We start from the raw sequence: 21,580 nt of genomic DNA on the forward strand, positions 1-21,580 counted from the left end.
TACAAAAATTTTGCACTTTTCATCCCCCTAGAACAACGAAAAAATCCCTTGGATAATATCCAAGGGATTTTATTAGTTCATTGAACTATTTTATTTTTTAAGGTTGTAGAATGATTTCAATCCACGGTATTCAGCTACTTCACCAAGTTGATCTTCGATACGAAGCAATTGGTTGTATTTAGCGATACGGTCTGTACGTGAAAGTGAACCAGTCTTGATTTGTCCTGCGTTTGTTGCAACTGCGATGTCAGCGATTGTTGAATCCTCAGTTTCACCTGAACGGTGTGATACAACAGCAGTGTAACCAGCTTCTTTCGCCATTTCGATAGCGTCGAATGTTTCAGTAAGAGTACCGATTTGGTTAACTTTGATAAGGATTGAGTTAGCAGCACCTTCTGCGATACCTTTTTCAAGGTATGAAGTGTTTGTTACGAAGAAGTCGTCACCAACCAATTGAACTTTACCGCCAAGACGTTCAGTAAGAGCTTTCCAACCGTCCCAGTCGTTTTCGTCCATACCATCTTCGATAGTGATGATTGGGTATTTGTTTACCAATTCTTCAAGGTAGTCGATTTGTTCTGCAGCAGTACGTACAGCAGCTCCTTCACCTTCGAATTTAGTGTAGTCGTATACTTGACGTTCTTTATCGTAGAATTCTGATGAAGCACAGTCAAATCCGATAAATACGTCTTTACCTGGAACATAACCAGCAGCTTCGATAGCAGCAAGGATAGTTTCAACACCATCTTCAGTTCCTTCGAAACGAGGAGCAAATCCACCTTCGTCACCTACAGCTGTTTCAAGACCACGAGATTTAAGGATTTTCTTAAGAGCGTGGAAGATTTCAGCACCCCAACGAAGAGCTTCTTTGAATGTAGGTGCACCAGCAGGTACGATCATGAATTCTTGGAAAGCGATTGGAGCATCTGAGTGAGAACCACCATTGATGATGTTCATCATTGGAGTTGGAAGAACTTTAGTGTTGAATCCACCAAGGTAGCTGTAAAGTGGGATTTCAAGGTAGTCAGCAGCAGCACGAGCTACAGCGATAGACACACCAAGGATTGCGTTAGCACCCAATTTACCTTTGTTAGGAGTACCGTCAAGTGCGATCATAGCACGGTCGATAGCTTGTTGGTCACGTACATCGTAGCCGATAATAGCTTCAGCAATGATATTATTTACGTTGTCAACAGCTTTTTGTGTACCAAGACCACCGTAACGAGATTTGTCACCGTCGCGAAGTTCAACTGCTTCGTGTTCACCAGTAGAAGCTCCTGATGGAACCATACCACGTCCGAAAGCACCTGATTCAGTGTAAACTTCTACTTCAAGTGTTGGGTTACCGCGTGAGTCTAGGACTTCGCGAGCGTAAACATCAGTAATAATTGACATTTTTTACTCTCCTTTGAGTTAAATTATTTTACACCTCTATGATACATCAAAAAGATACCTTTTTCAAGAAAAAACGTTATCTTTGTGCAAATTTTCCTTAAGTTTATAAAGTAATCGCTTTCTTTTCCGACTTATCTAGAGACTTTTATGATATACTATATTTATGACTGATGTATCAAAACAAATATTAGAAAAAGCCAATGGTGGAATTAAGTTAAATCCAGACGAACAAAGACGTTTTCTTGGTACCTTTGAAGAACGTGTTCTTGGCTACGCTGAACTCGCCACTGCAAATGATGACAAATTTCAAAAGGCATTTTTAACAATATTAGAGACCCTAAAGAAAGAAACTGAACCTCTATTTATCAAAATTTCTCCTCAAGTTGAATTTGATAAACAAGTCTTTTACCTAAAACATGCCAAAGATGACAATTGCCAAGCAACTATCGTTTCTGAAGATCATAACTCTTCTCCTTTTGGCATGGTCATACACAGTGATAGTCCTGTTCAAACCCAAGAAAAAGACCTCAGAAAGGCCTTTTCAGACTTATGGCAAGAGAAAGAGCAGAAAGCTCCTACTTCTCTCTGGAAAAAATGGTTTGGTTAACTCTATCTCAAAGACATGATTCGGGCAATACTTGCAGCTGTATTTTCTAAATAAACAGCTGCTTTTTTAAAACTATCTGCTAACGGTTCGCTTTTTTCAAGTATGGAAAAAGCTGCGACTATATTCTCGAAAGGTAAAGGTGGTAAATCCTCTGATAAACTACCACAAATAGCAAGAACTGGAACACCCCTAGGTGTTCTTTTTGCTACTCCAATTGGCGCCTTTCCAGCTAGGCTTTGCGAGTCCAGTCTACCTTCGCCAACAATCACTAGATCTGCATCAGTAACTTTTTCATCGAAATTTATCAAATCCAAACAAGTTTGAATACCAGATACAATCTCTGCTCCAGCGAAGGCACACAAGCCAGCTGCAATACCACCACCAGCTCCTGCACCATCTAATTTTAATATTTCAGGTGCAACTTTACTATAGAAGTCTTTAATAGCAGCATCAACTTCTTGAAATTTAGATGAAGCCAATCCCTTTTGTTTTCCAAATGTGAAGGTAGCACCATGAGGTCCACAAAGCGGATTGGTCACATCTGCAAGTATTTTTATATGTACGTCAGAAGGAATTTGAAGCACTCCCTCCTTCGAAATTTTCCTGATATCAAATAGAGATTGACCATTTGCTTGAAGTACAATTCCGTTTTTGTCATAAAACTGGTAACCAAGTCCTGATGCAATGCCAATACCACCATCATTACTAGCCGTACCACCGACGCCGACGTAGATATCTTTAATCCCTTGGTCTATCAAATGAAGAATCAGTTGACCAATTCCCTTTGTTTGAATCTCTAGAGGATTACGTTTTTCAAAAGGGATTTTAGCAAGGCCTACTAAATTTGCAACTTCAAATAGAGCTAATTCTCCTTTTTGAAAGTAAGACATCAAAACCTCATCACCAAAAGGGCCAGTTACCTGGACTGTTTTTTCTTCCAAACCTAGAGAACTTTTAATGGCGTCTACTGTTCCTTCACCTCCATCACCAACAGGTAAAAGTAAACACTCCACGTTAGGTATGACCCTTTCGAATCCTCTTTTTATAGCTTCTGCCACTTGTTTTGCAGGAAGACTCTCCTTGAAGGAGTCAGGTGCTATAACAATTTTCATTTTGATTCCTCTTTCTATCTAAAGGAAGTCTATCATTTCCAAAACTTTCCCAAAATCTCTCTCATCTACCTGAAGTTTTATTTCCTTTTTCACAATATCCTTGGCACAAAAGGCTATACCAAGTCCTGCACTTTTAAGCATTTTTAAGTCATTAGCTCCATCACCGATAGCTATTGTCCTCTCGAAAGGTACCTCTAACTCTTTAGCCCAACTGAGCAATGTTTTTTCTTTAACTTCTCTGCTTATAATAGGGCCAATAAGATTTCCAGTTAAATGACCATCTCTGATTTCTAGCTGATTTGCAGTATATAATGAAATTCCTAAATCTTTTGCTAATCTATCCACGATAGTGGTAAATCCACCTGATACTAAACCGACTTCTATCTGATTTTCTTGAAGAACTTTTATAAACTGGGTAGCGTTTTTACTAAGGTGAAGTTCATGATAAATCTTATCAAAAACATTGATAGAGAGACCTTTAAGAAGGGAAACACGTTTTTTTAAACTTGCTTCGAAGTCTAATTCCCCTCTCATAGCTTGAGCTGTTAGCAAGGCTACTTCTTCTTCGCACTCTGCCTCTTTCCCTAATAAATCAATAACCTCTTCTTCTATCAAAGTTCCATCAACATCTAGGACACAGAGTCCTCTAGCTTTATTCATTTATTCCCCATATTTTCATCATCTCAAAAAATCGTATGAAAGCATCATACGATTTTATTTATTTAATTTGCTATGCTGTGATACAAATCAAGGTAAGACTGACAAGCTGTATCCCAAGAGAAGTCACATTCCATAGCTTGGACTTGAAGATTTTTCCAAACATCTGGATGATTATAGTAAACATCCAAGGCAGTTTCTAGAGCCCAGTTAAGCCAATATGGAGTCAAGTTATCAAAACTAAATCCTGTGCCAGTTCCTTCAATAGGGTTAAACGGTTGAACAGTATCTCTCAACCCGCCTACCTCATGAACAAGTGGTAATGTTCCATAGCGCATAGCCATCATTTGAGAAAGTCCACAAGGTTCAAAACGACTTGGCATGAGGAAAATATCACAGGCTGCATAAATTTCTTGTGCTAGCTTGACATCAAAGGTAATATTTGCAGAAAGTTTATCTGGGAATACTTGACCAAACCATGAGAAGGCTTGTTCAAAACCAGGATCACCTGTACCCAAGAGAACAATTTGAACATCTTCTTGAAGCATGCGATGCAAACCTTCAACAACGACATCAAAACCTTTCTGTCTTGTCAAACGCGACACAATACCAATCATTGGAACATCGGGACGAACTGGAAGACCAACTTTTTCTTGAAGTTTAGCTTTATTCTGAGCTTTTCCTGATAGGTCTGATTTATTAAAATGATAATCCAACAGTGGATCCGTTTCTGGATTATATAGATCTGTATCGATTCCATTTACAATACCAGAAAGCTTTCCAGATTCCATACGGAGTATCTGATCTAAACCACAACCAAACTCTGGTGTCATAATTTCATGAGCATAGCTTGGCGATACAGTAGATACACGATCTGCATAGAGGATACCAGCCTTCATCCAGTTAAGGCAATCATTCCAACGAACTGTACCATCCGCATAACGCTCAAATCCAACTCGGAACAAATCCCAAAGCATACCTTCAGAGAATTGCCCTTGGAATTCCAAATTATGTATAGTTAAGACAGTCTTAATGTTTTGGTAGGCCTGTATCCATCTGTATTTTTCCTTCAATAAGAAAGGGATCATAGCTGTATGGTAGTCATGAGCATGGAGGACATCAGGGATAAATCCGATTCGCTCCATAGCTTCTAGAGCCGCAAGTTGGAAGAAGGCAAAACGTTCTCCATCATCAAAATCCCCATACACATGACCACGGAAGAAATAATACTGGTTGTCAATAAAGTAGAATGTAACACCATTTAAAACTGTCTTCTTAATGCCACAAAATTGTCTACGCCAACCAACGTATACTTCAAATTGAAGAACATCTTCAATTTGATCACCAAACTTGGCTTCCACCATGTCATAGTATGGCAAGATAACAGCAACTTCATGACCAGCTTTAACTAATGATTTTGGAAGAGCCCCGATAACATCTCCCAAGCCACCTGTTTTAGAGAAAGGGGCTCCTTCGGCTGCTACAAATAAAATTTTCATGAAAGAATGTCCTCTGTTACTTTTTCACCTTTTTTGATGACAACAGGATTTTCTGCTGTACCACGAATAACAACTCCATCAGCTACTTCAGCACCCTTATCAATAATTGCATACTCAACTTGAGCGCCTTCACCAATGATAACACGAGGGAAAACTATAGATTCTTTAACTAAGCTATCTTTATGAATTTGAACATTACGAGAAATAACTGAACGAACAACTTTACCTTCGACAATACTACCAGAAGCAAACTGCGAAGTATTTACTTCACAACCAGGTGCATAATAAGTTGGTTCTTCGTTTTTCACCTTTGTATGAATCTTTTGATTTGGAGAGAACAAAGAGTAGAATTTATGCTGATCAAGCATATCAATATTCGCTTGGTAGTAAGTTTCTACAGAATGAATATTTGCCAAATAGCCAGTATACTCGTAGGCAAAAGCACCTTCTTTAGCTGCCAAATCACGAAGAACATAGCGAAGTTTTTCTGGATGTTCTTTCTGAGCTTCTTCTTCAAGACGTTCAATCAACCATGGGGTATCAACGACAAAGATATCGGTAGACATGTTGTAAAGATTTTGGTCTAATTTTTTATCAAAGAGCTTGTGAGAAAGTACATGGTCAGTTTCATCGATATCAAGGATTGCATTTACTTCTGAAATATCCTTCTTAGGTAGTTTCTTATAAACAACTGTGATAGGAGATTTGGTAGTATTGTGCAAATGGAAAACCTGAGCAAGATCAATATTTACCAAAACATCGCAGTTCAAGGAAACAGTTTGGTTAGATCCAGAACGTTTTAAATAAGTCAAGAGTTGTTGATAATACTCTTTACCGACTGTGCTACTTTCTACACGTGTATTGTAAATACCTAAATAGTAGTGACTAAGTAGTGTATTCAAGCCCCACTCGCGACCTGAACGAATGTGGTCGAAAACTGAGCTGATATTATCTTGTTGGAAGATTCCAAAGACACTACGAACACCAGCATTTGCTAAACTTGAGAGTGGGAAGTCAATCAAGCGATACTTTCCTCCGAATGGCAAACTCGCCACAGGACGATTACTCGTCAAGGTTGACATATCATGAAAACCAACAGTGTTTCCTAAAATCGCTGAATATTTATCAATCTTCATCTGTTGCTACCCCCACTACTTCGTTATACCCGACTACTTCTACTTCTTCCGTTCCATCAATTTCTACACCATCAGCAATGATAGCACCCTCACCAATAATGGCACGTTTAATCTTAGCACCTTTTCCGACTACTGCTCCACTCATGATGACAGAATCAACAACTTCTGCTCCTTCACGAACTTGAGCTGCTGTAGATAAAATAGAGTGCTTCACGGTACCATTTACATAACATCCATCAACTACGAGAGAGTCTTCTACATGAGCATGTTCTCCAATAAAGTTTGGTGGAGAGATAAGGTTACGAGAATAGATTTTCCATTGACGATTACGACTATCTAGAGCGTTGTCTGGAGAAATATATTCCATATTTGCCTCCCAAAGCGATTCAATAGTGCCGACATCCTTCCAGTATCCACTGAATTCATAGGCATAAACACTTTCTCCAGACTCTAAGTAGTTAGGAATAACATTCTTACCAAAGTCTGACATGTCAATATTATTCTTTTCAGCTGCAACGAGCATATTGCGCAGACGTTTCCAATCGAAAATATAAATTCCCATTGATGCCTTAGTTGATTTTGGTTGGGCAGGTTTTTCTTCGAATTCAACAATACGATTATTAGCATCTGTATTCATGATACCGAAACGACTAGCTTCTTTTAATGGTACATCCAAGACAGCTACAGTCAAGCTGGCATTGTTATCCTTGTGTGATTGGAGCATATCATCATAGTCCATCTTGTAGATATGGTCTCCTGAAAGAATCAAAACATACTCAGGATTAATGCTATCGATATAGTCGATATTTTGGTAAATCGCGTGACTCGTACCTTCAAACCAACGATTTCCTTCACTTGCAGAGTAAGGTTGAAGGATTGAAACACCTGAATCAATTACATCTAGACCCCAGCTTGAACCGTTCCCGATGTGATTGTTAAGAGCAAGAGGTTGATACTGTGTGATAACCCCAACATTGTGGATTCCAGAGTTGGCACAGTTAGAAAGAGCAAAGTCAATGATACGGTAGCGCCCACCAAATTGCACAGCTGGTTTTGCAATGCTTTGGGTGAGTTTACCAAGACGAGTTCCTTGCCCACCGGCAAGGATTAAAGCTAGCATTTCATTCTTCATTTTCTACTCCTTTTTGACATTTATTTGATTCCTTTTTTGTAGGTTTCAAGCGACGTTTGATTTTCCAAATACTTGCACCCATAGCTGGCAAAGTAAAGGTCAATGTCTGCTCATAATCCTTCCATAACCCTTCTTGAGTTTGAACAGTTTGATTGTGTTCTTTCCAAACTCCACCCCATTGTTCCAACTCTGTATTCCAAATTTCTTCGTAAATACCTGCAACTGGTAATCCAATTGTAAAATCAGGACGTTCAACCGGTGCCATGTTGAAGACACAGACTAGCATCTCGCCTTTTTTACCCTTACGAATAAAGGATAGAACACTTTGATCTCTATTATCAGCATCGATGATTTCAATTCCATCATAACTTGTATCAATTTCCCAAAGACAACGATGGTCTTTATAAAGTTGATTCAGTTGAGATGTGAAGTATTTCATCTTAGCATTCATTGGATCTTCAAGGTTTGACCACTCTAATTGCTCTTCTGATTTCCACTCTAAGAATTGACCGAATTCGCTACCCATAAAGAGTAATTTCTTACCAGGGTGACAAATTTGATAAGTATAAAGGTTTCTCAGGCCTGCAAACTGATTGTAGCGATCTCCCCACATCTTATGCATCATACTCTTCTTACCATGAACCACCTCATCATGTGAGAATGGTAGAAGATAATTTTCATTAAAGACATACATAAAACTGAAGGTTACAAGGTTAAAATCATACTTGCGGTAAATTGGATCTTCTTCGTAGAAACGGAGAATGTCATTCATCCAGCCCATGTTCCACTTGTAGTCAAATCCAAGACCACCGATCTCTTTCGGACCTGTTATTTTAGTTGCCGAAGAGCTTTCTTCTGCAATCATCATGACATCAGGGTGAGCTAGCTTAATAACAGTATTTAAACGCTGAAGGAAATAGTAACCTTCATAGTTGAGATTGCCACCATCTTTATTTGGTGTCCAAGGTGCATTATCATAATCAAGATAAAGGATGTTACTTACAGCATCTACACGGATACCATCTAAATGATAAAAATCAATCCAGAACTTAATGCTAGAAATCAAGAAGGATTGCACTTCGTTTTTCCCTAAGTCGAAGTTTAATGCTCCCCAACCATAGTTATGAGCTTTGTTATGGTCTTGATATTCAAAAGTTGGTGTTCCGTCATAATAAGCTAGAGCATCATCATTGATTGTAAAGTGACCAGGAACCCAGTCCACAATAACTCCGATATTGTTTAAATGACACTCTTCAACAAAGTCTTGAAACTCTTCTGGTCTTCCGTAAGAATGTTCTAAACCAAAATACCCCATCAGTTGATAGCCCCAGCTCAAACCAAGCGGATGCGCCATCAAAGGCATAAACTCAATATGAGTGTAGTTCATCTCAACTAAGTAAGGAATCAACTCTTCTTTTAATTGAGCAAAACTGTATGGAGTTCCGTCTGGATTTCTCTTCCAAGAGCCTGCATGAGCCTCATAGATATTAACTGGTCTTTCAAAAAATCCCAAACGTTTTCTACGAGCTAACCAAAGTCCATCCTTCCATTTCTTTTCTGGGATTTCTGTTAAAACAGCCCCTGTTCCTGGACGTGCTTCATACCGAACAGCTAAAGGATCAATCTTCATAAGCTGATGACCGTTAGCCCGTGTGATATGATATTTATAAATCTGACCCTCTTGGGCTAAAGTTGTAAAAACTTCCCAAACTCCAGATTCATTTCGAACCATAGGGATTTGATTTTCAACCCAATTAGTGAAATCACCAACTAGATGAACAGCTTGCGCATTTGGAGCCCAAACACGGAATGTGTAACCCCATTCCCCGTCTTTCTCCTCACGATGTGCGCCCAAATAGTGCTGAAGATGGAAATTTTCGCCTGTTGTAAAAGTTCTTAAAGCTTCTAATGTATCCATAAATCCCCCTTTATATTGTAAGCGTTTTCTATATTTCTATTATACTATCTTTTAAGAGAAGTTTCAAGTAAATTACTATATTTTAAAAATTATTTTGAAAATCTGAAAATAATTTTCTGATGTGTCCCAGGAAAATCGTTTTAATTTTCTGTTTTATCTTCGTTTCTTTTCATTTTCTTACATTTTTTATATAATAGTAACAAAATATTCGGGTTTAAGCAATTTTTAGCCTGATATTCTAAAAAAATATATTCAAAATCCGTAAATATGGAATTTATGATATTCAACTTAGATTGAAATTATTCAGAAAGCAAGGATTTTCCCCTAAAAAATAGAGCAGATCTTCCAATCTGCTCTGTCTTTATTTACTATTCTTTACGATTTATCTGCATTTCCCTGAAAAATAAATTTCTCTGGATATTTTTTGATAAAACTTAGTTCATTCTCATTTCCATCATAATCATAAACAAAATCATCTGCTTCATTCAACTTCTGATAAAAAGCATCACCATGCTCTTCTTCCATCTGTGCCAGCATCTCCGATCTCTCTTCTCTAACAAAGGAGATAGCTCCACCAAAGTATGCAAGAAGATTTTTGAAATTAACAGCATGCTCCGTCATTCCAAATAGTTCCAACCCCTTTAAAGTATCTTCCCAGACAATCCCTGTCGAATTATCGAAAAATTGATAGTGGCCTCCATTGTTTACTTCGATAAAATACCAGATAATCGCCAGAAGGTATCTTTGTTCTAAAGTAAAGATTTTTGCAGAATCGAGATAGTCTTCATAGGTGTTATAGATGTTAACAGTTTCGTATACTGGTTTAATAATATCCCATGAGTCTCTTGCCTTTTGAACGTCTTCTACCGTAATATTCTTGTATAATTTCTTATTCTGCGCAATTTTCATTTCTTGATTAGTTTCATTAACATCTTCAAAATAGTATTTTTCTAGCAAGGGATAATCTGCTGGCTTAGCTTCAAGAACTTCCCTTAGAGAACCTACTTTAACCAACTCAATACACCATTCAATGACTGGATTTGTTGAGGAATCAGCATTTTTGATAGCATTTTCTAATAAAGCTAGAGCCTGATTAGCTTCAGTTTTAAAGTCATTCTTCGGGTCACTAGATAAACGCCAATGGGTAAAACCATTTCTATAATACCAAATAGCATCCCTATCTTCTTCAGAGACTATCTCTAAAACTGTTTTTGCCTCTTCAAATTGACTCCAATTATTACAAACTTTGGCTAGTTCACTAAGTACTTGACCACTTAAATTTTCTAAACCAAGCTCTGAGATGATTTCCTTTATCTTTTCGAATTGGTAGGTATGCTTAATGTCTTTAAGACACTGAAGTTTCTCCTCTTCATTTAACGTGATGAATGTTTCCAGAGTAATTGTATTGATATCCATAAGTATCTCCCACTAAAAGTAATGAACTTTTCTAATTTTAATTCAATTAATAATGAAACTTCTGCTTTTTCTATCTGTCCAGTACTTGAAAATGAACTACTTTTTCTGAAAATTTTTGTTTTATTTTCGACTTCAAAGAAGACTTTCTAGAAGTATAGGCCGGAATCAAAAATCCCGACCTCGTATTTTTAGTAGAAATGAGACTTTGAAACATTTTTGTTCATTCATTGGACTCTACAAAATAGCTTTGCCCTACATTTCATTGACTCCGTCTTCAATCTAAGACTTAGGATAAAACATTCATGACTGCTACACTCACATTATCAAGAGTGTTTTCTTGGTTTGAACGACTATTAGTGATTCGCATTTCAAGGTTTCCCGCATTTTCATAATAGTGGGATTCTCCTTTAGCATTAAAGACCACTAAGTAATGCTCGTCATCTTCCTGAATTTCATAGACAATCCAGCCACTATTTTCAATAGCTGTGTGAACAAAGACGTGACGGTATACTTCCTCGTATGTAGGGTATGAAAAGGCACTACTCTTTGTTTTAAGACCTATAATCTGACGAATAAATTCTATGCTTTCTTGACGCTCATTGATTAAGTCCCAGTCTACCTGGTTAACGGCGTCTGGAGCATTGTAACTGTTCATGGCACGTTCGCGATCATCATGAGTCAACTCACCGTTTTCACCTGTAGGAACCAGTTTGGTACGTCCAAACTCTTGACCAAGTTCCATAAAGGAGATACCTTGCATTAGAAGATTCATTGCAGTTGCTGTTTCTACCTTTTTCATGATACTTGCTTGGTCTTCTGTTGGATGAAGTGTCGCTAATAAATCATGCAAGTTATAGTTATCATGGGCTTCTACATAGTTGACAACCTGGTTAGGGCTTAGATAAGAGCCTAGTTCACGACTACCAAGGATAGCTTTGGCAACAATTGGTTCAGTGGCAGCACCACTTACGAAGCCTGATTTGATATCACCATAAACTTCAGCACCCTTAACAGCATTACGTTGATCATCATTGAAAAATCCAATATTAGGCAACTGATAGGCATTGTCTTTCTTAGCCTTATCGTAAGGTGCTAGACCAGTACCCATATCCCAACCTTCTCCATAAAGTATGATTTTAGGATCGACTTCATCCATAGCCCAACGGATCATCTGCATGGTTTTAATGTCATGGATTCCCATCAAGTCAAAGCGGAAACCATCGATATTAAACTCATTCACCCAATAGAGTAATGAATCAATCATGTACTTACGAAACATTTCGTGTTCACTGGCAGTCTCGTTTCCTACACCTGTTCCATTTTGATAACTTCCATCGCGGTTCATTCGGTAATAATAGTCTGGAACCGTTGTTTGGAATGGGGCATCAACAGTTGAAAACGTATGGTTGTACACCACATCCATAATAACGCCAATTCCAGCATCATGATAAGCTTGAATCATCGTCTTCAAATCGCGGATGACTTGACCTGGATCATTTGGATTCGTAGACATGCTGGTTTCTGGTGCATTGTAGTTTTGTGGATCGTAACCCCAGTTGTAGGTCACATTTCCATCTGCATCATACTCTTTGTGACGATCAGCAATTGGTTGCAGTTGAACATAGTTCACACCAAGTTCTTTGATGTAGTCAAATGCAGTAGACTGACCGAAGTGATTGACTGTTCCAGTTTGGGCAGCACCCAAGAATGTTCCTCTTAATTCTGGAGAAACACCAGAAGTTTCAGACTTGGTCAAGTCACGAATATGCATTTCGTAAATAACCGCTTGACAAGGATTTTCTAATCGCCAAGTTGCTTCCGTTCCATTCTTAACTTCAAAACCTTCAACTTGACGTTCTTTTTTTGAAAGAATCGCTGAACGTTTGCCATCTGGACTTGTCGCGATGGTATATGGATCACGTGTCAATGATTGATGATGTGGAAAATCAATCAGATATTGATAGGCACGACCTGCAAGACTTTCAGGAACTGTCAAATCCCAAACTCCTATTGTATTATATTTGTGACTATAAGAATAACTATTTCCACGCTTCATCTCATACGTTTTTAGGATAGGAGCGTCATTGCTAGCTGATTCATAGACTACAACTTGTACAGTTGTTGCTGTTGGCGACCAAAGTTTAAAGCTTGTTTCTTCTTCGGAAACCTGGTATCCCAACTCTCCTTGGTAACCCCAATGGTGATCAAAACTGGCACTGTTAATCGCTTTATCAAAAGCAAATGGATTTTGATCTTTATAGTGTGGACTTGCAATAGCTGGATTTTCAGAATAATAAACAGTGTCATCTCCATCTAAAATCCAAACTTCCGTTAGAAGTGGATAATAATTGAAACGAATTGGATACTCTTTTGAAACACCGTCTTTTGTAATTACAAAAGTCATCGTTTCGATAGCTTTTTCGCTAGATTGAGTTAAAGAAAATTTTTCTCCAAAATACTCTTCTTCTTTTACTAACTCAACTGTATCAAGAGGCTTTTTACTAAAACTACAATCTTTATAAGCCTCATCCTTACGATGATAATGAATAAGTACAGGATAATTGTACATAGTTCTCCCTAATTTCTAATTGTTAAATTTTAAAAAAATAATTTCTTGTTTAAATTTTCGAATTGGAGCAAGAAATCTAAGATAGTCATTCTTTAGTGTGTAATGATTATAAACTCTCCAACCAAGCTTCATCTCGAATCTCAATTCCAAGTTCTTGTGCTTTTTGGAGTTTGCTACCTGCATCTGCTCCTGCTACCACAAGGTCCGTCTTCTTCGATACACTACCCGTTACCTTGGCTCCAAGATTTTCGAGTTTACTTTTAGCTTCCGAGCGAGTAAGACGTTCAAGTTTTCCTGTCAATACGACTGTTAGACCTGATAAGGCAGCATCTGCTACAACGACCTGTCCTTTATAATCTAGATTAACATTTAATTCTTTCAATTCTCTTAAAAGGATTTTAGCGCCCTCAGTCTCAAAATAAGATTGGAGACTTTGAGCAATGACACTTCCCAAACTTTCAATGCCTGCAACTTCTTCAGGACTGGCTTGTGCTAGCGATTCGATTGAGTGGAAGTTTTGTAAAAGCAACTGACTTGCCTTACTTCCTACATGACGAATCCCCAAACCAAACAAAAGTCTTTCAGCAGAATTTTCTTTAGAAGTTTGAATAGCCTGATAAAGTTTTTGAGCTGATTTCTCCTTGATACCATCTAATAAGAGAAAATCTTCCACAGTCAAGCTATAAATATCTGCAACATCCTTAACCAAATTAGCAGCAAATAATTTCTCCACGATTGATGGGCCAAGGCCAGAGATATTCATGGCGTCACGAGATGCGAAGTGAATTAGACCTTCCTTGATTTGAGCTGGACAACGTGGGTTTATACAACGAAGAGCCACCTCATCTTCAAAGTGTAACAGCTTGCTCTCACAACTTGGACAGTTTGTTGGGATATCTAGTTTTTCCTCCGACACACGTTTAGACTCCACCACTCGTAGAACGGCTGGTATGATATCACCCGCTTTGTAAACAATGACTGTATCATCCTTGCGGATATCCTTTTCAGCGATATAGTCAACATTATGAAGCGTTGCACGACTAACTGTTGTACCTGCCAATTGCACCGGAGTAAGATTGGCAGTCGGAGTTACGACACCAGTTCGTCCTACTGTCCAGTCAACAGAAAGCAGTTTTGCTTCTTTTTCTTCTGCAGGGAACTTATAAGCGACTGCCCACTTAGGCGCTTTAACTGTAAATCCAAGTTGCTCTTGACCAGCTAGGTCGTTGACCTTAATTACGACACCGTCGATATCATAAGGCAATTGGTCTCTTTCTTGACCTACTTCTTGGATAAACTTCCAAACTTCATCCATGCTGTGTGCTAATAGGCGTCTTGGATTAACAACAAAACCCAATTGTTCTAAATGTTCCAAAACCTTCTCTTGGCTATCCCGAGTTGAAGGGCTTGCTTCTTGATAGAGGAAGGTTGCAAGATTACGCTTAGCTACTACTGCTGTATCTAACTGGCGAAGAGTACCTGCAGCAGCATTTCGTGGATTGGCGAATTCAGACTCGCCGTTTTCTTGACGAGCAAGATTGACTTGATTGAAAGAAGCTCTCGGCATATAACATTCACCACGAACAGTGATATCTAATTTTTCTGGTAAAGATAAAGGAATGTCTTTCACTCGTTTAAGATTTTCCGTGATGTTTTCACCAATTGAACCATCACCACGAGTCGCACCAGCAACAAAAATTCCCTGCTCATAAGTCAAAGAAATCGATAAACCATCAATCTTCAACTCACAAATATAAGTGACATTATTCAATTCCTTACGGACACGTGCATCAAAGGCATCCAATTCTTCACGTGAAAAAGCATCCTGCAAACTATAGAGAGGATACTGATGACTATATTTTTCAAATCCATCAAGAATCTTTCCACCTACACGATGTGTCGGACTTTCTGGCAAGACTTGGTCCGGATGAGCTTTTTCTAACTCTACCAATTCACGATAAAGACGGTCATACTCACTATCAGATACAGATGGATTGTCACTTGTATAATACTCTGTCGCATAGCGATTGAGCAACTCAACGAGCTCTTTCATTCTTTCATTCATAAAACCATTTTACCATAAAAAGGACTATAGAAACAATATTCAAGCTCTAAAAAAGAAAATGAGAAGGATATTTCTATCACTTCTCATTTATTTTTATTTTTTACGATTCAAAATAGCATTCAAGATGATGGCTACAGCACTCGCAATGACAATACCATTTGAGAAGAACATTTGTAATTCAGTCGGTAAAGTATTGAAGAGATTGCTTCCGTTTAATCCCACACCAGCAGAAATAGACACTGCTGCAATGAGGAAGTTGTGTTCATTGTGCTCAAAGTCTACACGAGCCAAGATTTGCATCCCTTGGAGAGACACAAAACCGAACATGACGAGCATTGCTCCACCAAGAACAGGGCTAGGAATAATCTGAGCCAAGGCACCAAACTTAGGCAAAAGACCGAGTAAGATAAGGAAACCAGCTGCGTAGTAGATTGGCAAACGAGTACGAATACCTGAAAGTTTCACCAAACCTACGTTTTGTGAAAATCCTGTATAAGGGAAGGTATTGAAAAGTCCACCAAGTAAAACAGCGAGACCTTCAGCACGATAACCATTACGGAGACGAGTGCTATCAATTGGATCTTTAGTAATATCAGAAAGGGCAAGATATACACCTGTTGATTCTACCATGGATACAGTAGCAATGATACACATCATGACAATAGATGAAATCTCAAATTGTGGAGCACCGAAGTAAAATGGAGTTGGGATATGAACCAGTGGAGCTTCTGCTACTGGAGAAAAATCAACCAAGCCCATAGTCGCTGCAATAATCGTACCGGCAATCAAACCAATCAAAATCGAAATAGATTTGATAAATCCTTTTGTAAAGATATTGACCAAAAGAATGATGAGAACAGTAATCATTGCCAAGGCTAGACTTTGTCCAGTTGGTTTTTCTACGTTATTTCCCATATTTCCAATAGCAACTGGAATCAAGGTCAATCCGATAGTTGTGATAACAGAACCAGTTACGATTGCAGGGAAAAGATTGGCAACCTTAGAGAAGATACCTGAAATCAGGATAACATAAATCCCTGAAGCAATCAAAGCTCCAAACATAGCACCGCTACCATGACTCTGACCAATCATGATAAGAGGAGCAACAGACTGGAAGGCAACCCCAAGAACGATTGGCAATCCAACACCGAAGTGTTTATTGAGTTGCAATTGTAAAAGAGTTGCAACCCCGCACATAAAGATATCTGTTGAGATAAGGTAGGTCAACTGTTGAGCTGAATACCCCAAAGCACTTGCAATCATGATGGGTACTAGGATTGAACCTGAGTACATAGCAAGTAAGTGTTGCAAACCAAGAACGGCTGCCTGTGAGTGTTTTTCCTGTTGTTTCATTAGATGTCTGCCTCCTTGAAGATAACTCTTCCATTTTCAAAACGCTCTAAACGAGCAAGTGATACTACCTGATGACCTGATTTTTCTAACAGCTCACGACCATCTTGGAAGGATTTTTCAATCACAATTCCGACGGCCTCAACTGTAGCACCAGCCTGTTCAATAATCTGAATCAAACCATTAGCTGCTTGACCATTAGCCAAGAAATCATCAATAATTAATACTTTATCTTGAGGAGATAAGAACTTACCTGCAATAGATACGGTACTAGTTACTTGTTTAGTAAAAGAATAAACTTCAGCAGTCAAAATTCCTTCATTCATAGTAATATTTTTTGCCTTCTTAGCAAAAATCATGGGTACATCTAACTGTTCAGCCACATAAAGGGCTGGGGCAATTCCAGATGCCTCAATGGTTACGACTTTGGTAATACCAGCATTTTTAAAATGCTCTGCAAAAGTACGAGCAATCTCACGCATTAACTTATAATCAACTTGGTGAGTCAAGAAGGAATCCACCTTAAGAATATTCTCACCTAGAATATTCCCATCTTTTAAAATACGTTCCTCTAGTAATTTCACATTAACCTCCGAAATAAAAAGGGACTTACAACGTAAGTCCCTTGGAAAGATTGAAACAGATAGCCTGCTTCTTTTTATCTCTCTTCGACTTACTCATTGTTAGGTATTTACGGTACCTTGTAGAAACGCCACGCCTATTCATGGCATAAATAAGTAATGATATTTTTTAGTGAGCATCTCCATTCCAGATAGAGTTCTTCACAATCACATAATCTACATGTCTAAGATCAGCTACCTTTCGACCTCCAGCATAAGAAATCGAACTTTGCAAATCTTGTTCCATCTCAGTTAGGGTATCTTGTAAATGTCCTTTGGCAGGAAGAAGAATTTTCTTACCTTCAACATTCTTATAGGCACCTTTTTGGTATTCTGAAGCAGAACCATAGTATTCTTTAAATTGTTTACCATCGACTTCGACAGTTTTACCAGGGCTTTCGATATGGCCTGCAAATAAAGAACCAATCATAACCATACTTGCACCGAAGCGGATTGACTTGGCAATATCTCCGTGTGTACGGATACCACCATCGGCAATAATCGGTTTACGAGCAGCTTTCGCACACCAGCGAAGGGCAGCTAACTGCCAACCACCAGTACCAAAACCGGTTTTGACCTTAGTGATACATACTTTACCTGGACCAATTCCGACCTTAGTAGCGTCTGCTCCAGCATTTTCAAGTTCACGAACTGCCTCGGGAGTACCAACGTTACCAGCGATGACAAACGTATCTGGCAATTCTTTTTTGATATGCTGAATCATTGAAATCACACTGTCGGCATGTCCATGAGCGATATCAATAGTGATATACTCTGGAGCATCTTCCTTTAATTGGCTAACAAAATCATATTCGTAATCTTTAACACCAACAGAGATAGAAGCAATCAACCCTTTTTCATGCATGCGTTTCACAAAAGGAATGCGCCCAGCTTCATCGAAGCGATGCATGATATAGAAATAACCACCTTTTGCAAGTTGTTCTGCAACATCTTCATCCAAGATAGTTTGCATATTAGAAGGAACAACTGGTAATTTAAAGGTGTGCTTCCCTAATGTTACTTGTGTGTCAGCTTCTGCTCGACTTTGAAGAACACACTTATTAGGAATTAGCTGAATATCTTCATAGTCAAAAATCGGAAATTCGTTTAACATTTCGATGTCTCGTTTCTTTTATAATGACCTACCTATGCTTTCGCATCACTACGCCTTTTCCGACGTTTCCTTTAACGATTATAAACTAAGGTAAAGTTTTTGTCAAACATTTTGAAACATTAAAATTATTATGTTCGGATTTTACTAATGATTTCATAAAAAATAGAGAGTTTATGAACTCTCTATTATCTGTTTTATCTTAATAATACTCACCTTGACGATAATCCCATGAGTTAAAGGTATCTGATAGATGCATCATGATTTTATCAATATCCAGTCCTTTACGGATCACAACTGGAGCTGGTGAGATTGAACGTGCTCCACCTTGTTCTGGTATGAGTTTGCCATCCTTATCAACCATAGACACCATCACACCTTGTTCGTATCGTGTTTCAACTGTTTTGTCTGGTTGGATAGATGCAACATAGTCGTCTGCTTCGATGACAAGATCCACTGCTCCTTCGATACGTTCACCGATTCCTTCAACCTTACCTCGGTTTCCTTTTCCAGAAGGGTTTGCAGATGAAGCATATACCATTTTGCCTTCTTCCCAAAGTTTAGCTGCCAATTGTTCACCAGCTTTCCCAAATTTGATAACAAAACAGCTAGTACCACGCACGTCAGTCATAAGTTCTTCACGTCCATCACCGTATGCTTTCAATTTCTCAAAGGCTTCTGGTTTCCATGGAAGGATACAACCAAGAAGAATGTCTTCATCCCAATGTTTTTGATAGAAGGCTTCAATTTCTGTGTTGAGTTGTGCTAAAGCACGAAGCTCATCCATGCTACCACAGAGAACTACTCCTGGTTTATTACGATTACGTTCTTTGGCTTCAAACTTGCGCTCAAGTCCTGCCTTGTCGCTAGTCATGATAATGTAACCAACTTTTGTAGGGCAAACGATACATCCGCCCTCACCTTTTAAAATCTCATAGCCTTCTTGTGAAAGTGTTCCGTTCCATTGAATGTGTTTTGTCATAGTTCTATTTCCTTTTCTATTTTTTATTCTTGCCAGTAGGCTGGTCGTTGTTTTTCATAAGCAGCAATCAAGTCTTCATACTGCAAGGTAATACCGATATCATCTAAACCATTTAAGAGCTTGTGTTTCCACTCACTATCAATTTCGAAAGTGAATTCTCCAACTGGTGTTATGATTGTTTGTTGTTCCAAGTCCACAGTTACCTGGTCGGTCGGTTTAAGTTGGGCTAGCTTTTCTCTAACCTCCCTAGGCTGAACAATAGGCAACATGCCATTATTGAGTTCATTATTGTAATGAATATCTCCAAAAGAGCCCGCAATCACGACCTTAAAGCCGTAATCTGCTAGTGCCCAAGCAGCGTGTTCCCTCGAAGAACCAGCTCCAAAGTTATCCCCTGTGATGAGAATACTAGCCTTACGGTACTCTGACCGATTAAAGACAAAGTCTGGATCCTCAGTATACTGATCATCCACATAACGCCAAGCATACATAAGGTATTTCCCAAAACCTTTCTTATCAATTAACTTGAGAAACTGCTTAGGAAGGATTTGGTCGGTATCGATATTATCGTTCATAAGAGGAACCGTTGTTCCTGTATAAACTGTAAATTTTTCCATATCCTCTCCTTACTGGGCCTCTGGCATTTGCCGAACGTCTACGAAACGTCCAGCAATAGCCGCAGCTGCTGCCATAGCTGGACTGCAAAGATGGGTCTTAGCACCAAATCCTTGTCTGTCTTCAAAGTTGCGGTTACTTGTTGAGGCACAGTGGACACCATCAGGTACCTTGTCAGGATTCATCCCTAGACACATAGAGCAACCTGGGTCTCTCCACTCAAAGCCAGCATCTTGGAAAACCTTATCCAAGCCCAACTTTTCAGCAGCTCGCTTGACTGGTCGAGATCCTGGTACTACGATTGCTGTCAGGTTGGGAGCAATTTTCTTCTCTTCGACAAATCGAGCAGCCAGTTGCAAATCGCTAAGCCGAGCATTAGTACAAGAACCTATAAAAACATAGCCAAGTTCGATATCTGCTGGTTTCTGACCTGGCTGTAAATCCATGTAATGATAAGCACGTTCATCATTCATATCTTTTATTTCTGGGAAGCTAGTATCGAAGTCAACTCCCATGGCAGGATTAGTTCCCCAAGTCACCATAGGTGCTAATTCAGAAACATCCATACGAATCACCTTGGCATAAACGGCATCGTCATCACTAACCAGCCTTTTCCAATCGGCTACTGCTGCATCAAAATCCTTTGGAACACACTCACGTCCCTTTAGATAGTCATAAGTTGTCTGATCTGGGTTCATGATTCCCATCTTGGAACCAAACTCGATAGACATATTGCAGATGGTCATTCGCTCTTCCATGCTAAGAGCATCAATGGCCTGACCTCGATACTCCACCACGTAGCCAACACCACAAGCAACGCCGTACTTGACAATCAAAGCTAAAATGAAATCCTTGGCATAAACCCCTTTTTGAGGAACTCCTGTGAATTCCACCAACATTTTCTTGGGCTTAACCTGCCAAATAGTTTGAGTGGCAAATACATGCTCGACCTCACTGGTCCCAATTCCAAAGGCAATGGCACCGAAGGCTCCATGGGTCGCCGTATGGCTATCTCCACAGACGATAAATTTTCCTGGTTGTGTTCGTCCTGTTTCTGGACCAACCATGTGAACGATGCCTTGTTTTTCAGAACCGTGGGCAGCATGTTCAATCCCGAACTCCTCAACATTTTCAGCTAACTTATCAATCTGTGCTTTGGAGATTACATCTCGAATATCATATATATTGACAGTTGGAACATTGTGGTCAAATGTCCCAAATGTTAAATCGGGTCGTCTCAATCTACGTCCTGCATCTCGCAATCCTTGAAAAGCTTGAGGACTGGTCACCTCGTGAATATAGTGCTGATCTACATACATGAGTTGAGGCTGTCCTTCTTCTCCTGTAATCACATGGAGGTCCCATAATTTATCAAAAATCGATTTTCCTACCATTC

At 39.0% G+C, this 21,580-nt stretch carries 17 protein-coding genes and 1 riboswitch; of the genes, 1 reads left to right on the forward strand and 16 read right to left on the reverse strand.

The features are described from left to right. Positions 1-90: 90 nt before the first annotated feature. The gene (gene eno, locus QM810_RS02170; protein ID WP_006151137.1) at positions 91-1,395 is read right to left on the reverse strand and encodes a surface-displayed alpha-enolase; all 1,305 of its coding nucleotides are present in this window, start codon (positions 1,393-1,395) and stop codon (positions 91-93) included. A 163-nt stretch (positions 1,396-1,558) separates the two neighbouring features. Between eno and QM810_RS02175 the strand changes: the two genes are divergently transcribed. Next, a complete protein-coding gene (locus tag QM810_RS02175) occupies positions 1,559-2,002 on the forward strand; it encodes a DUF1694 domain-containing protein (protein WP_414253704.1) in 444 nt (147 codons plus the stop codon). Between the two features lie 2 nt (positions 2,003-2,004). Here QM810_RS02175 and QM810_RS02180 read toward each other — a convergent pair whose 3' ends face one another. The 15 genes from QM810_RS02180 to leuC all read right to left on the reverse strand — a co-directional run bounded on the left by QM810_RS02180 (position 2,005) and on the right by leuC (position 21,578). Beyond that, positions 2,005-3,114 carry a glycerate kinase gene (locus tag QM810_RS02180; RefSeq protein ID WP_414253705.1) on the reverse strand — a complete coding sequence of 370 codons (1,110 nt, stop codon included), beginning with the start codon at positions 3,112-3,114 and terminating at the stop codon, positions 2,005-2,007. 18 nt (positions 3,115-3,132) lie between these two features. Further along, the gene (gene serB / locus QM810_RS02185) at positions 3,133-3,774 is read right to left on the reverse strand and encodes a phosphoserine phosphatase SerB (RefSeq protein WP_414253706.1); all 642 of its coding nucleotides are present in this window, start codon (positions 3,772-3,774) and stop codon (positions 3,133-3,135) included. Positions 3,775-3,836: 62 nt separating this feature from the next. Continuing rightward, positions 3,837-5,270 carry a glycogen synthase GlgA gene (gene glgA / locus QM810_RS02190; RefSeq protein WP_414253707.1) on the reverse strand — a complete coding sequence of 478 codons (1,434 nt, stop codon included), beginning with the start codon at positions 5,268-5,270 and terminating at the stop codon, positions 3,837-3,839. Beyond that, positions 5,267-6,406 (reverse strand): glucose-1-phosphate adenylyltransferase subunit GlgD, encoded by a 1,140-nt coding sequence (glgD, locus tag QM810_RS02195; protein WP_414253708.1) that lies wholly within the window; start codon positions 6,404-6,406, stop codon positions 5,267-5,269. Before glgD ends, glgA begins: the two co-directional genes overlap by 4 nt. Beyond that, entirely contained in the window at positions 6,396-7,538 is a 1,143-nt protein-coding gene (locus tag QM810_RS02200; protein ID WP_214261847.1) for a glucose-1-phosphate adenylyltransferase, read from the reverse strand. The genes glgD and QM810_RS02200 overlap by 11 nt, the downstream gene beginning before the upstream one ends. Then, positions 7,528-9,456 carry a 1,4-alpha-glucan branching protein GlgB gene (gene glgB, locus QM810_RS02205; protein WP_414253709.1) on the reverse strand — a complete coding sequence of 643 codons (1,929 nt, stop codon included), beginning with the start codon at positions 9,454-9,456 and terminating at the stop codon, positions 7,528-7,530. The genes QM810_RS02200 and glgB overlap by 11 nt, the downstream gene beginning before the upstream one ends. Positions 9,457-9,831: 375 nt before the next feature. Further along, positions 9,832-10,872 (reverse strand): DMP19 family protein, encoded by a 1,041-nt coding sequence (locus QM810_RS02210; RefSeq protein ID WP_414253710.1) that lies wholly within the window; start codon positions 10,870-10,872, stop codon positions 9,832-9,834. Positions 10,873-11,158: 286 nt separating this feature from the next. Then, entirely contained in the window at positions 11,159-13,441 is a 2,283-nt protein-coding gene (gene pulA / locus QM810_RS02215) for a type I pullulanase (RefSeq protein ID WP_414253711.1), read from the reverse strand. Between the two features lie 106 nt (positions 13,442-13,547). Continuing rightward, the gene (gene ligA / locus QM810_RS02220) at positions 13,548-15,506 is read right to left on the reverse strand and encodes an NAD-dependent DNA ligase LigA (RefSeq protein ID WP_414253712.1); all 1,959 of its coding nucleotides are present in this window, start codon (positions 15,504-15,506) and stop codon (positions 13,548-13,550) included. A 93-nt stretch (positions 15,507-15,599) separates the two neighbouring features. Next, positions 15,600-16,859 (reverse strand): nucleobase:cation symporter-2 family protein, encoded by a 1,260-nt coding sequence (locus QM810_RS02225; RefSeq protein WP_214261842.1) that lies wholly within the window; start codon positions 16,857-16,859, stop codon positions 15,600-15,602. Further along, entirely contained in the window at positions 16,859-17,440 is a 582-nt protein-coding gene (locus QM810_RS02230; protein ID WP_414253713.1) for a xanthine phosphoribosyltransferase, read from the reverse strand. The genes QM810_RS02225 and QM810_RS02230 overlap by 1 nt, the downstream gene beginning before the upstream one ends. Before the next feature lie 76 nt (positions 17,441-17,516). Continuing rightward, positions 17,517-17,613, reverse strand: a riboswitch (purine riboswitch). After that, positions 17,607-18,590, reverse strand: coding sequence for a GMP reductase (gene guaC / locus QM810_RS02235; protein WP_254724131.1), 984 nt, complete (start codon positions 18,588-18,590; stop codon positions 17,607-17,609). It overlaps the preceding riboswitch by 7 nt. Before the next feature lie 199 nt (positions 18,591-18,789). Further along, positions 18,790-19,569, reverse strand: a complete 780-nt coding sequence (locus tag QM810_RS02240; protein ID WP_414253714.1) for an L-threonylcarbamoyladenylate synthase — start codon at positions 19,567-19,569, stop codon at positions 18,790-18,792. A 23-nt stretch (positions 19,570-19,592) separates the two neighbouring features. Further along, entirely contained in the window at positions 19,593-20,186 is a 594-nt protein-coding gene (gene leuD / locus QM810_RS02245; protein WP_254725801.1) for a 3-isopropylmalate dehydratase small subunit, read from the reverse strand. A gap of 9 nt (positions 20,187-20,195) precedes the next feature. Beyond that, on the reverse strand, positions 20,196-21,578 hold the full coding sequence (gene leuC / locus QM810_RS02250) for a 3-isopropylmalate dehydratase large subunit (protein WP_414253715.1): 1,383 nt from the start codon (positions 21,576-21,578) through the stop codon (positions 20,196-20,198). Between the last annotated feature and the right edge of the window lie 2 nt (positions 21,579-21,580).

Source organism: Streptococcus infantis (genome assembly GCF_047464155.1).
Lineage (GTDB): Bacteria > Bacillota > Bacilli > Lactobacillales > Streptococcaceae > Streptococcus > Streptococcus infantis_U.